The organism is Microvirga antarctica, from assembly GCF_017921815.1.
GTDB classification, from domain to species: domain Bacteria; phylum Pseudomonadota; class Alphaproteobacteria; order Rhizobiales; family Beijerinckiaceae; genus Microvirga; species Microvirga antarctica.
Genome location: NZ_JAGEMM010000004.1, coordinates 359,915 through 373,261 on the forward strand (window position 1 = coordinate 359,915; position 13,347 = coordinate 373,261).

A 13,347-nucleotide genomic window follows, 5' to 3' on the forward strand; every position below is an offset into this window, starting at 1 on the left:
TTCCGGTCGTCTTGTGCTGTCAGGCCAGAATCGGCCAAGGGCGCTGCGGCTCGCGCAGCTGTTCAAAGGCCCGGGCGAGGCGCAGCACGCCGAGATCGTCGAAGCGTTGGCCGACGATCTGCAGGCCGATCGGCAGTCCCTCGGTCGTGTAGCCGCCATTCACCGAAACCGCCGGCTGCTCCGACATGTTGAGGGCGACCGTGAAGCCGATATGCTCGAAGGGCAGTTCAGGATCGTTGATCGGCGAGGCCCATTCCGCATCGTAAGTCGGCATCGGCGCCGTCGGCGAAATGATGAAGTCGAGGTTGCGGGAGGCTGCCAGCGCAGCATCGCGCATCGCCCCGATCTGCGAGAAGCCGTTATAGACCTCCGGCCCGCTGAGATGCCGGGCGGTCTCTGCCCACGCGGTGATGTAGGGGAGCACCTTGGCGCGGATCTCCGGTGTGAGGCGTGACAGATCGGACCAGGATCGCGCGCGCCAGAAGCTGTCGAGGCCGTTCAGCATCTGGCTTGTCAGGAAAGGCTTCACCGGTTCGATGATGGCGCCCGCATCCGCAAACCGACGCGCCGCCGCCTCGAGGACGGCTTTCACCTGCGGCTCGGGATCGGAGCCGATTCCCGCTTCCAGCCACAGGCCGATGCGCAATCCCTTGACGTCCATGTCGAGATCGAGCCACGGGATCTCGGCGGGCGGGAGGCTCATGCCGTCGCGGGGGTCGGGCCGCGACAGCACGGACATGAACAGGGCGGTGTCGGCCACCGTGCGGGTCATCGGTCCGGCAACGCGTCCGACAAACGGCGGCTCGATGGGAACCCGGCCGAAAGACGGTTTCAGCCCGACGACCCCGCACCAGCCGGCGGGCAGGCGGATCGAGCCGCCGATATCGGTGCCAATATGCAGCGGCCCGTAGCCGGCGGCAGCCGCCGCACCGGCGCCGGCACTCGATCCGCCGGGATTTTTCGTCGTGTCCCAGGGATTGCGCGCGAGCTGATGGTAGCTCGACAGGCCGGATGACAGCATGCCGAGATCGGGCATCGTGGTCTTGCCGAGAATGATGCCGCCCGATTCGCGCACGCGGGCGGCTGCCGGCGCGTCGGCCGGTGCGGGCGTCAGGGTCGTTGCCGCGCTGCCGAGCGGAACCGCCGTGCCCTTGGTGGCGATATTCTCCTTGATGGTCACCGGAACGCCGTCGATCGGACCCGCCGGCGTCCCTGCCCGCCACCGCGCTTCGGACGCCACCGCGGCTTCCCGTGCGCCTGCCGGATCGAGGGCCCACATGGCGCACAGATGCGGTTCGTAAGCCGCGATTCGCGCGAGAACCGCTTCTGTGACGTCCACCGGCGACAGGGTTTTCTCGCGATAGGCCGCGACGAGGTCGATGGCTGAGAGATCGGCGAGGGCGGTCATGGTCAAGAACTCCAGGAGAGGGGGCGCACCGTCAGGCAAAATGACAGGCGGCTGAATGCTCGGGCGCAAGAAGGCGCAGGGCCGGCGCTTCCATGCTGCAGAGGGGCTGCGCCAGCGGACATTGCGGTTCATAGGGGCAGCCCGCACCCGCGGCGCCCGATGCGGCGACGGATGCGTGGCCTTTCGCGGATCTCCCCCGCTGCCGGCGGCCAGCGAACGGCTTGGGCACCGCCTCGACGAGCGCCTGGGTGTAGGGATGGCGTGGACCGTCGAACACCTCGCCGGTCGGCCCTTCCTCGACGATCCGCCCGAGATGAATGACGGCCACGCGATCCGTGATGACCCGCACCACGCCAAGATCGTGGCTGATGAACAGATAGGCGAGATTGAACCGTTCCTGCAGGTCCATCATCAGGTTCAGCACCTGGGCCTGCACAGACACATCGAGCGCCGAGACGGGCTCGTCCGCCACGATCAGGGCCGGACGCGTCACCAGGGCCCGGGCGATGGCGATGCGCTGGCGCTGGCCGCCCGAGAACTCGTGCGGATACTTGTCAGCCGCCGCCGGCGACAATCCGACCGCATCAAGGACCTCGCCGATCCTATCAGACCGGGATGTCCCCGGCTGCCCTGCCTCCAGAGACCGCATCGGCTCGGAGATGATGCGTCGAACCGAATGGCGCGGATCAAGCGAACCGTAGGGGTCCTGAAAGATGGCCTGGAATTTTCGGCGGGCGGCGCGCAGATCGGTCCGGCTGAGCGCGTAGAGGTTTTCGCCGTCGATGCGAACCTCGCCTTCCTGCGGGCGATCGAGCGCCATGACGGTACGTGCCAGCGTGGATTTGCCCGATCCGGATTCGCCCACGATTCCCAGGCTCTGCCCCGCACCGAGCGTGAGGCTCACCCCATGCAGAACCCGCAATGCAACGGGCCTTGAGAACAGGGACGGACGCGGCAGCGTGTAGTCGCGAACGACGTTTCGAACCTCAAGCAGGGGTGTGCTCATGCCGGCACCTTCCCCCGTTGTGGGTGAAAGCAGGCTGCCGCGTGGTCAATCGATTCGTGCGGCCAAAGGACCGACAGCGGCGGAATGGCCGCGCGGCAATCGTCCTGTGCGAATCCGCAGCGGTCGGCGAAGGCGCAATGAGACGGCCGGTTCGTCGGATCAGGAACCACGCCGGGGATGGAGGCGAGGCGGCGGCGGGGCCCTCCCAGCGGCCGACGCGCCACCAGGGCTGCCCCGTGTGGGGATGCCGAGAACAGGCCGCGCGTATAGGGATGGCTCATCTGCCGAAAGACATCCTCGGTGCGGCCGCTCTCGACGATCCGGCCGGCATACATGACAACCATGCGCTCCGTCATTTCCGAGACGACCCCAAGATCATGCGTGATCAGGATCAGGGCCATGCCGGTCTCGTCCACGAGATCGTCGATGAGGTCGAGGATCTGCGCCTGCACCGTCACGTCGAGCGCCGTTGTCGGCTCGTCGGCAATCAGCAGGTCGGGCTCGCAGGCGAGCGCGAGGGCGATCATCACCCGCTGGCGCTGGCCGCCGGAAAGCTGATGCGGGTAGAGATCGCCGTTGAAGCGGGGCGCCGGCAATCCGACCCGATCCAGCAGACGCCGGACCGCGTCCTCGGCCACCGCCCGGCTCGCGCCGAGGTGAAGCCGGATGCCCTCGGCGATCTGCGCGCCGATCGATTTGATCGGGTTCAGCGCGGTCATCGGCTCCTGGAACACCATGGCGATCCGCCGTCCGCGCAGGTCACACATGGCGGCCTCGTCGATGCGGGCGAGATCCGATCCGTCGAACAGGATCGACCCACCCAGCGTCATGCGCGCGGGCAGAAGACCCATGACGGCGAGCGCGGTGAGCGATTTCCCGCAGCCCGACTCGCCGACAATGCCCAGGCGTTCGCCACGATGGACCGTCAACGAAATATCGGAGAGAAGCTCCGCGCGTTTCTGTCCGATCTGCAGATGCGCGGTCAGGCGACGAATGTCGAGCAAGGGCTCGTTCATCTCTGCCTCCGGATCCGCGGATCGAGGAGGTCTCGCAATCCGTCGCCAAGAAGGTTGAGACCCAGCACCGCGAACGTGATGGCCAATCCCGGAAACACCGCCAGCAAGGGAGCCTGGTAGATGTAGGTCTGCGCGTCGTTCAGCATCTTGCCCCAGCTTGGCTGCGGCGGCTGGGTGCCAAGACCGACATATGACAGGCCAGCTTCCGCAACGATGGCGAGGGCAAACTGGATGGTCGCCTGAACGATGAGGATATGGCCGATATTGGGCAAAACGTGGTCGAGCGTAATGGCGATGTCGCCGCGACCGGCACACCGGGCCGCCAGCACATATTCGCGCTTCCATAAGCCCAGTGACGATCCGCGCGTCAGGCGGGCGAAAACCGGAATGTTGAAGATGCCGATGGCCAGCATCGCGTTGAAGGCTCCGGGCCCAAAGACTGCTGTGATGATGACCGCCGTCAGCAGCGCCGGAAACGCGAAGGCGAGATCGGTCAGGCGCATGACGAAATTGTCGATCATGCCGCCGCGCGCGGCCGCCAGCGCGCCCAGCGGAACGCCGATCCCCGCACCAACCGCAACGGCCACCACCGAGACGAGGATGGAGTTGCGGGCGCCGACCATGATCATCGAAAAGACGTCGCGGCCGAACGCGTCCGTGCCGAGCCAGTAGGTGAGGCTGGGTCCCTGCAATTTCTTCGCAATGTTGATCGCGGTCGGCGAATAGGGAGTCCAGACCAGCGAGACCAGCGCCATGCCGACGATCGCCGCCGTGACCAGCCCGCCGATCAGCAGACTGCGGCTCATGGACAACATCCGCAGGGATGCAGACCCTCGTGATGCGGACCCGCTCATCGCTCACCCCCCTGGGCAAGGCGCGGATCGATAAAGCCATAGGCGAGGTCGACGAGGAAGTTGACCGCGATCACGCTCGCTGCCAGCAGCGTGACAAGCGATTGCACGGTGATCAGGTCGCGCTGGGCGATCGATTGAAAGACCAGGCGGCCAAGGCCAGGCAGGTTGAACACGTTCTCGATGATGATCGTGCCAGCCAGAAGAAACGAAAACTGGAGACCGATGATCGTCACGACGGGGATCAGCGCGTTGGGAACCGCATGCCGCCAGAGGGCGGCGGTTCGCGTCAGGCCCTTTGCGCGGGCTGTGCGGACAAAATCTTCGCTCAGGGTCTCGATCACGGACGACCGGGTCACTCTGGAGAGGATGGCGGCCAGCGGCAACGCCAGGGCGACAGCGGGAAGAATGAGCGACCGCAACCCCGGCCAGAGGCCGTTCTCCCATCCGCCAAAGCCGGAGGCCGGAAACCATCCGAGCTTGAGCGCGAAGAAGAGGATGAGCAGCAGCCCGAGCCAGAAGTTTGGAACCGCGACGCCGATCTGTGCCACGCCCATGCTGGCCACGTCGCCGACGCGGCCGCGCCGGGACGCGGCAAAGACGCCGACGGGGATCGCCACCGCCACCGACAGGGTCATGGCCATCAGGGCAAGCGGCAGGGTGACCATCACCCGCGGCGCGATGAGTTCTCCCACCGGCACCGAGTACGTGTAGCTGGTGCCGAAATCGCCGATGACGAAGGATCCTATCCAGGTCAGATAGCGGATCCACAGGGGCCGATCGAGACCGAGCTGCTTCTGCAAGGCCAGAAGCGTGTCGGGCTGGGCGTTGACCCCAAGCATCACCGCCGCCGGATCGCCGGGCAGAACCTGCATGAGGACGAACACCACCGCCGAGGCAGCCAGGGTCGTCAGGACGAGAGACATCAGCCGTCCCGATGCGTAGCTAAGCACGATCTCGTCTCCGTGACGTCTCGCCCATGACGCTCGCATCGAACGCGCGAGTTTCCTGCGCGCCAGTGAGCGAGGCCCTGCTCTTCCTCGCGGAAGTCGTCCCGCCCTTGTCGAGGGCGGGACGATGGCTGTGCTGTGCGAAGATCAATTCGCCCAGCTCGCGGCCGTCAGATCGTTGGCCGGGATCGGCAGGTTTTTCCAAAGCCCCTGCACTTTCTTGTCCCACACGCCGATTTTCGGAAGCGCATAAAGAAACACGTTGGGCTCGTCGTCCGAGAGCTTGCGTTGCAGCTTGCCGAGCAGCTCGATGCGCTGGGTCTCGTCCTTGGCTTCTGTGTAGGCCTTGTACAACGCCTTGTACTCGGGGTTCTGGTAATTGAAGTAGTAGGTGTCGCGCGCATAGATATCGAGATCGCGGGCTTCCGTATGGCCGATGATCGTCGTCTCGTAATCGGACCGCTTGAAGACCTGATCGAGCCACTGGGCGAACTCCATCGGCACGAGGTTCACCTGCAGGCCGACCTGGCTCAGCATGCCGGCGATGATTTCACCGCCGCGACGGGAATAGGCCGGGGGCGGCAGCACGATGGTCATCACGGTGCCGGGTTTGACCCCCGCTTCGGCGAGAAGCGCCTTGGCCTTCGCGACGTCGTACGGATAGACGCTGTTGAGGTCCAGATAGCCAGGATCAACCGGCGTGTAGTGCGAACCGATGAGCGCGCCGTAGCCGGAGCTGATTGCGTCCACCAGTGCCTTGCGGTCGATGGCGTGGGCCAGCGCACGCCGGACCTTCACGTCGTCAAAGGGCTTGCGCGCGTTGTTGAGAACGAAAACAACCTTGCCGGCCGTAGTGCCGACTTCGACCTGAAGGCGGTTGTCGGCCTTGAAGCGCTCCAGAAGCTCCGGCGCGGGAAACTCCGGAAATGCGTCGATGTCCCCGGCAAGGACAGCTGCGGCTGCGGCCGAAGGATCGCTGATGAAGCGGAAGGTCACGCCCGCAAGCTTCGCCGGCGTGCCCCAGTAATCCGGATTGCGTTCCAGCTCGACGCGGTCGCCCTGCACCCAGCGCTTGAAGCGGAACGCGCCGGTCCCGACCGGCTTGGTCTTGTTGGTGGCGGCAGATCCCGGCGCCATCATGACGGCGTCGCCCCAGCCCATTCCAAACAGGAAGGTGGAGGTCGGGCGTTTCAGGGTGACGACGGCGGTGGATGGGTCGGGACATTCGGTTTTCGCGATGGGCTCGAACAAGCCTTTCTGCGCGTTGGTCGAGTCCGGCGCCGTCGCCCGGTCGTACGAGAACTTGACGATCGCGCAATCGAATGGCGTGCCGTCATGAAACTTGACGTTCTGGCGAAGCTTGAACGTGTAAGTCAATTCGTCGGGCGAGGTGGTCCAGCTCTCGGCGAGGCCTGGCTTGAGATTGCCCTGGCCATCGATGCGCACGAGCCCCTCATAGATGTTGGAATAGGTCACCCGTCGAATGGCGGAGGCCGCCCCGGCGGTGGGATCGAGACCCGGTGGTTCGAGAACCTCGCCCACGGTCAGGGTGTCCTTGGAAAACCCGGCGCCGGCGGATGCGAGCAAAGCCGTGGTGGTCATGGCCGCGAGGAGAATTCTCTTCATTCTGTCGTCCCCTTTTGTGTGGTCTTGATGAGTGAGGCGCGCCGTCGGTCTAGATCGATCGGCCACCATCCACGTCCAGTGCGATGCCGGTGATCATTCCTGCTGCGGGCGAGCAGAGAAAGACCGCTGCGTCGGCAAGTTCGTTCGGTTGCAGCAATCGGCCGAGCGGAATTGAATCGCGAAACTTCTGCCGGATTTCGGCAGTGTCTTCGCCCATGAAGGTCTTCAGCAGCGGCGTCTCGCCAGCCACCGGATTGAGCGCTACGACGCGGATGTTGTGCGGTGCCAGCTCGATCGCGAGCGCCTTGGTGGCGGAGACAACGAAGCCCTTCGTCGCGTTATACCAGGCAAGGTTTGGCCGGGGTCGGGCAGCACCCGTCGAGGCAACGTTGAGGATGACGCCGGTGCCGCGCGCCTTGAAATGGGGAATGGCTGCCCGACACGCGAGGTAGATGCCGCGGATGTTGACGCCCACCAAGGCATCGAAGACGTCCGGCGCCACCGCCTCGGCGGGTTGCGGCTTATGGCCGATGCCCGCGTTGTTGACCAGAATATCGAGGCCGCCGAAATGGCTGATGGCTTGCGCAACCGCCGCCGTCACGTCTGCCTCGATGGCGATGTCCGCCCGGCACGCGAGCGCCGCAGTACCGATATCGGCCGCAACCCGTTCGGCGCCGGCCAGATCCCTGTCGACAACGACGACTTGTGCACCCTCGGCCGCGAAGGTCTTTGCCATCGCTTCGCCAAATCCCGACCCGCCGCCCGTAATCAGCGCGGTCTTTCCGTTGAGCCTCACGTTCGTTTCCCCATGCTGCTGGTCTCTCTCGTCATCAAAGGCGTGTCAGCCGTGATAGAGCGACACGGTCTTGAGTACGCCGAAACCGTACAATGCCTCGAACCCTTTTTCCCGGCCGTGACCGGAGCGCTTGACGCCCCCGAAGGGGAGCTCGATGCCACCGCCCGCGCCGTAATTGTTGATGAAGACCTGCCCGGACTGGATCGCATGAGCGAGGCGAAACTGGCGGCCGCCATCGCGAGTCCAGATGCCGCAGACGAGACCGAACGGCGTCCCGTTGGCAAGCGCGATGGCCTCCTCTTCGGTATCGAACGGCATGATGACCTGGACAGGACCGAAAATCTCCTCGCGCGCGAGGCGATGCGCCGGCGGCACGTCGCGAATGAGCGTGGGACGCACATAGGCGCCATCAGCGGGGGAGCCGGCGACGATCTCTCCTTCTGCGGCGATCGTCAGGCCCGAGTCGCGCGCCAGATCGATGTAGCGATCGATGATTCCCTTTTGCCGATGCGACACGACAGGACCCACGTCGAGATCCGCCAGGGCGGGTCCGACGCGCAGCGCACGGTAGCGTTCCGCCATGCCTGCGACGACCGTCTCGTAGACGGGGCGCTCCACCAGAATCCGTGACGAAGCCGAGCAGGTCTGGCCGGCATTCTGAATGCCCGCCATCACCAAAACCGGCAACGCGCGCTCAAGGTCGGCGTCGGCAAAGACGATCTGCGGAGATTTGCCGCCGAGTTCGAGTGTCACTGGCACCGCATTGATCGCGGCGGCCGCTTGGACCAGGGCTCCGGTCGGCAGGGAGCCGGTAAACGAGATGTGGTTGATTCCGGGATGCGCAGACAGGGCGGCGCCCGCTTCCGCCCCGGTTCCTGTGACCACGTTCAGGGCGCCGGCCGGAAGGCCTGCAGCCTCCGCGATGCGGGCAAAAGCCAGGATCGTCAGGCAGGCTTCTTCTGCCGGCTTGACGACGGCCGCATTTCCCATCGCGAGCGCTGCGCCGAGGCTGCGGCCGATGATCTGCATCGGGTAATTCCACGGAATGATGTGGCCGGTCACCCCATGCGGCTCGTACAGCGTCATCACGGTGAAGCCCGCCTGATAGGGAATCGTGTCGCCATGAACCTTGTCGGCAGCGCCCCCGTAGAATTCGAAATAGCGCGCCAGCGCGACGGCATCCGCGCGTGCCTGCTTGAGAGGCTTGCCCACATCGCGGGCTTCGAGGTCAGCCAAAGTATCGGCCTCAGCCAGGACCGCTTCGGCAATGCGCTGCATCACGCGGCCGCGTTCCGTCGCGGTCATCCGGCCCCATGGCCCCGCGAGGGCCATCCGCGCTGCGATGACGGCGCGGTCGATATCCTCCGAGGTCCCGCGCGCGATCTCCGCCAGCAGGCTCCCGTCGGAGGGATCCTGAAGCGGGAGGCTCCCGCCCTCGGCAGCCTCGACCCATTGCCCCCCGATGAGATGCCGGTAGGTCTCGATTGTCCTCGTGCGGGGCGAGGTTTGTTCGCGCAGGCTGTGCAGGGATGTCGTCATGAGGTCTCCTCCCCGGTCGGCACGTCCCTGGTCAGGCGCGTCATGGTCTCGCGGATATGCGCCCGCGCCAGTCGCTCGGCGGCCGCACCGTCTCCGGCGGCGATCGCTTCGACAATATGGCGATGTTCGCCGATGCCTTGGAGAGCCCTGTCGAGCGAAAGGGAATAGGCCGGGGTGAAGACCTGCGACGTCATGCGCACCAAGGGGATATGCGTGTCGAGAAATTCGTTTCTGGCCGCTGCGATCACGGCAAGGTGGAAATCGACGTTGGATTGTGTGTAGACCCGCGGCTCCCACGGGGCCACGATCTCGACCTGCCGGGCAACCAGCCCGTCGAGAGCTTCGATGGTTGCGCGATCTGCCCTCTCGGCCGCGAAGCGCGCGGCCAGCCCGTCCACCACTTCTCGCAGCGCGTAAGCGTCAAGAAGTCTCGCCCGGTCGGCGGAGGCCACTTTCACGCCCCGCCCGGCCTGGTGATGGACAAGGCCATCCCGTTCCAGCACGCGAAGTGCTTCCCGCAGGGGCGTCCGACTGATGCCGAATTCCGTCGCCAGGGATTCCTGGCGCAGCACGTCGCCAGGCCGGTAGGTGCCCGCATAGATCCGCTCACGTAAAACGTCCGCCACCTCGTCGAGAAGACGAGCCTGGCTGTTCCACGTGAAGGCGGGAGGACGATCGTGCAACCTCATGCCAGGATCGTATCCAGGATACAGAAGTTCCGCAACGGCGATCAGCGGCCGGCAGGCGTGCGCACGCGAAACGGCGTGGACCGTCAGCCCGCGAGGGGTTCAACCGACGCCGAGGACTGCCAGCCAGAACAGCGTCGTCCCAAGCGCAAGGGCGGTCGACAGGGCGACCGCGCTCGATGCCAGCGCAACCCCTTCGCCATAACGCTCCGCGAAGAGGTAAGCGTTGATTCCCGATGGGCACGAGGCGAAGAGCACGGCGACACCCGTCCAGACAGGAGGCACGCCAAAGACGTAGCGGGCCAGAAGCAGCACGATCAGAGGGTGAACGATCAGCTTGAGGGCGGAGATCAAGAACGGCAGCGTCCAGCCGGCGGCAATGCCGTAGCGGCAAAGAGCAATGCCCATCGAGACCAAAGCGCACGGAATCGCCGCGCTCGCGAGCAGGTCAACCACCTGCCAGGCTCCGGATGGAATGGCGAATGCGAGCGGGCGGAAGGCAGAGCCGGCGAGGATCGCGACCACGATCGGGTGCGTCACGAGCCGCTTGACGATCAGCCACACGGAGGCTTGTCGCCCTTCGGCCAGGATCGTCGCCAGCGTCATGGTGATGGGCAAATGGATGGCGATGAGAAGAAACAGCGGAACGGCGCCGGCGTCGCCATAGGCCTTGAGGATCATCGGGACGCCCACGAAAACGGTGTTCGCCTGTCCGGCCGAGAAACCAGCGACGACCTGGGCGATTCCCGTCAAGCCGAACATGCGGCGGGCGAGAAGGCTTGCCGCCGCCCAGACCACGGCGACGCCGGCGAAGTAGGAGATCCAGTAGCCCCACGGCTGGACCGCGGGAATCTCAGCATGGACGAGGGTCCTGAAGATCAGGCAGGGCAGGGAGAGCTTGAAGACGAATTCCGACAGGCCTTCGCCCGTCCGTTCCGCGATGAGATTCGCCTTGCGGGCAAGGTAGCCGATCGCGATCAGCCCGAAGACCGGCAGGACGATCGTCAGAAGGTCCAGCATCGGGGCTTAACGGAGCTCGGCGCGCTGGGACAGGCTGGCGGAGGCAGTCGCGTGACTCATGAGGTCGTCCAGCTGCTCGCGCTGGCGTCTGAAATCGGCCAGGCTGCGGCCTTCCAGCTCGCGCCCCCGCGGCAACCGGATCTTGAGCGGGTCGACAAAGCTGCCGTTGATGATCACCTCGTAGTGAAGGTGCGGGCCCGTCGACAGGCCTGTATTGCCCAGGTAGCCGATCACCTGCCCCTGCTTCACCCGGGTTCCCGGCGTCACGCCCTTGCCGAAGCCCGACATGTGCGAATAGGCCGTGACGTAGCCATTGGTGTGCTGCAGCTCGACCCGGCGCCCGTAGCCCGAATCCCACTCCGCCTTGATGATGGTGCCATTGCCCGCGGCCAGGATCGGCGTGCCGATGCGGTTGGCCCAGTCGACGCCCGTGTGGGGACGGGAATAGCCGAGGATCGGATGGTAACGCGATCCGAATCCGGACCGCAGGATGCCTTCCGAGATGGGCTTGCGCAGAAGGAATTTCTTGAGGGAGCGTCCGGCTTCGTCGAAGAAGTCTATGGTGCCGTCGTCGCCTTGGTATCGGTAGACCCGCCGCGCCTCTCCGTTCACGGTCAGCGCCGCGTAGAGGATTTCCGGTGGGGCATTGTCTTCATCCGCACCGTAGAACACCTCGAACGTGTCGCCTGGCGTGACCCGACGCTGAAAATCGACATCGTAGCCGAAGATGCGGACCAGATCGTTGACGCTTTCGCGTGGCAGTTCGTTTTTCAGGGCTGTCTCATACAGGCTGTCGTAGAGCTTGATGCCGCCCGGGCTGTCCTCTTCTTCCTCGTCGTCGTCGGCGGGGGAGCCTTTGGCGTCGTCGTTGATCGGCGTCACGGACACGAAAACGCCGCGGTCATTGGTGGCAGCGATCCCTTCGATCCCCCGTTCTCCGAGAACGAGCACCCGGACGATCTGGCGCGGATCGCCCAGCCGGGGGCCGGGGGCGATCAGGATTCGCAGGCGCTGCCCTTCGCCAAGGCCCGCCACCTTGATGCGCGCCGAGAGCGCGGTCGTGATGGCGGCGATCTGCTCTGGATTGCCGCCATAGGCGCGCAACGTCGTCTCGAGGGTTTCGCCTTTCTTCATCGTCACGTCCCGCTCCTCGACAAGGGGGCTCGATGCCCGCTGGTCGCTTTTGGGAAGGTTCGTGACGTTTTCGGGCACCACGCGGACCTCGATGGTGCTGAACGGCGCGTCGACAAGGCCCGCATAGCCCAGGGCCTGGCCCAGCGCCTCCGGCTGCCGCAAGGCCCGCGACAGCATCTGTTGGGCGGGTATCGGCACCGAGGTGCGGCGGCCGACCTCGGCAGAGACGCGGCGCTCCTCCTCCAGGGTCGCCAGCACGTCGTCGTCGGTCAGGGCAGGGGCACTGGCCTCGACAGTCAGGGGCGCCAGATCGCGCCGGACGACCGACACGTCGGCGTCAGAGATCTCCGGTGCGGATTCGGCGACCTTGATCTCCTTATCCTCGGCGAACAGCCGGAGTGGATTGAAGGGTGGGATGTCGGTGGCGTAGGTCCCGGCGGTCAAGGACAGGTTGGTGGCGACACGAACGAACTGGCGCACCTTGATCGATTCGCGGTCCCCGGTTCGGATGGTCATTGGCGCCTTGAAGGTCTGCTTGGCGGTGACCGTCGTCTCCGACCGGTTGAGGCGGTCGGCCTTGCGCGGCGTGTTGGCGGCGCGATCCTCTCCATCCCGCGCCGGTGAGGATTCCACCGCCACGCGTTCCGGCGGCTCGGCCGTCGTCGTCGCGCCTTCGAGGGCGATATAAATGGAGGCGCCGATCAGGGCGGCGCCGGTCAGGCCGGTGAGGATGCTGGCGCCAAGCCAGCGCAGGTTGATGTCGCGTCGGTCAACCTGACGGGCGGTTTCGCCGTCGGCATTGAGGGGAGCCTCATGCCCGAGGTCGATGCCGAAGGATGCGCGCGCGTTCTCTCGCTGGGAGCGTTTGGCGCGGCGATCATCTGGGGGCGATTGAGTCATGGACCATTCGTGTAGCGTGGATCGGCGCGTCTCTCAACGACCATCCGGCCCCTGAGACGAACCGGCTGAGGGCGGAGACCGGCCCTGGACAGCATTCCGGAACGGTGACCTGCACGCTCCCGGTTGACACCAGCCCCTGGCCCTTCGTCCATCATGCGCCAGTGTGTCGGCAGTGAGGCACAGCTTCGCTTTCGGCGGGTTATGGTTAAGACCCGTGACCATTCTGAAGCGTCAAAAAAGTTTCACATGAGCGTTGACACGACGTGATGAGCGGCTTTATAAAGCGGCCATCGACGGGGCGCCGCACTGGTTTTGGTTTTGGTTGCTTTGTTTGAATTATCTTAGAATTTGGCGGCATTGTCCGGGACATGTTTTTTTCCGGGGATTGCCGCTGTTTTCTTCGGGGGCGTTTATA

11 protein-coding genes are annotated in these 13,347 nt (G+C 65.2%); all 11 read right to left on the reverse strand.

Annotation, left to right across the window (positions count from 1 at the left end; all coding sequences use genetic code 11):
- Positions 1-19: 19 nt before the first annotated feature.
- The gene (locus tag J4G32_RS14830; RefSeq protein WP_210496069.1) at positions 20-1,408 is read right to left on the reverse strand and encodes an amidase; all 1,389 of its coding nucleotides are present in this window, start codon (positions 1,406-1,408) and stop codon (positions 20-22) included.
- Positions 1,409-1,439: 31 nt separating this feature from the next.
- Entirely contained in the window at positions 1,440-2,414 is a 975-nt protein-coding gene (locus J4G32_RS14835) for an ABC transporter ATP-binding protein (protein WP_210496073.1), read from the reverse strand.
- Positions 2,411-3,430, reverse strand: coding sequence for an ABC transporter ATP-binding protein (locus J4G32_RS14840; protein ID WP_210496078.1), 1,020 nt, complete (start codon positions 3,428-3,430; stop codon positions 2,411-2,413). Before J4G32_RS14840 ends, J4G32_RS14835 begins: the two co-directional genes overlap by 4 nt.
- A complete protein-coding gene (locus tag J4G32_RS14845) occupies positions 3,427-4,284 on the reverse strand; it encodes an ABC transporter permease (protein WP_210496081.1) in 858 nt (285 codons plus the stop codon). The genes J4G32_RS14840 and J4G32_RS14845 overlap by 4 nt, the downstream gene beginning before the upstream one ends.
- Positions 4,281-5,234, reverse strand: a complete 954-nt coding sequence (locus tag J4G32_RS14850; RefSeq protein WP_210496084.1) for an ABC transporter permease — start codon at positions 5,232-5,234, stop codon at positions 4,281-4,283. The genes J4G32_RS14845 and J4G32_RS14850 overlap by 4 nt, the downstream gene beginning before the upstream one ends.
- Before the next feature lie 144 nt (positions 5,235-5,378).
- Positions 5,379-6,857: an ABC transporter substrate-binding protein gene (locus J4G32_RS14855; RefSeq protein ID WP_210496087.1), complete on the reverse strand. Its 1,479-nt coding sequence runs from the start codon at positions 6,855-6,857 to the stop codon at positions 5,379-5,381.
- 49 nt (positions 6,858-6,906) lie between these two features.
- Positions 6,907-7,653, reverse strand: a complete 747-nt coding sequence (locus J4G32_RS14860; protein WP_210496089.1) for a glucose 1-dehydrogenase — start codon at positions 7,651-7,653, stop codon at positions 6,907-6,909.
- Between the two features lie 45 nt (positions 7,654-7,698).
- Complete coding sequence (locus tag J4G32_RS14865) at positions 7,699-9,192, reverse strand: aldehyde dehydrogenase family protein (RefSeq protein WP_210496091.1); 1,494 nt, start codon at positions 9,190-9,192, stop codon at positions 7,699-7,701.
- Entirely contained in the window at positions 9,189-9,881 is a 693-nt protein-coding gene (locus J4G32_RS14870) for a GntR family transcriptional regulator (RefSeq protein ID WP_210496092.1), read from the reverse strand. The genes J4G32_RS14865 and J4G32_RS14870 overlap by 4 nt, the downstream gene beginning before the upstream one ends.
- Before the next feature lie 99 nt (positions 9,882-9,980).
- The gene (locus J4G32_RS14875; RefSeq protein WP_210496093.1) at positions 9,981-10,898 is read right to left on the reverse strand and encodes an AEC family transporter; all 918 of its coding nucleotides are present in this window, start codon (positions 10,896-10,898) and stop codon (positions 9,981-9,983) included.
- Positions 10,899-10,904: 6 nt separating this feature from the next.
- Positions 10,905-12,932, reverse strand: coding sequence for a M23 family metallopeptidase (locus J4G32_RS14880; protein ID WP_210496094.1), 2,028 nt, complete (start codon positions 12,930-12,932; stop codon positions 10,905-10,907).
- Positions 12,933-13,347: the final 415 nt, after the last annotated feature.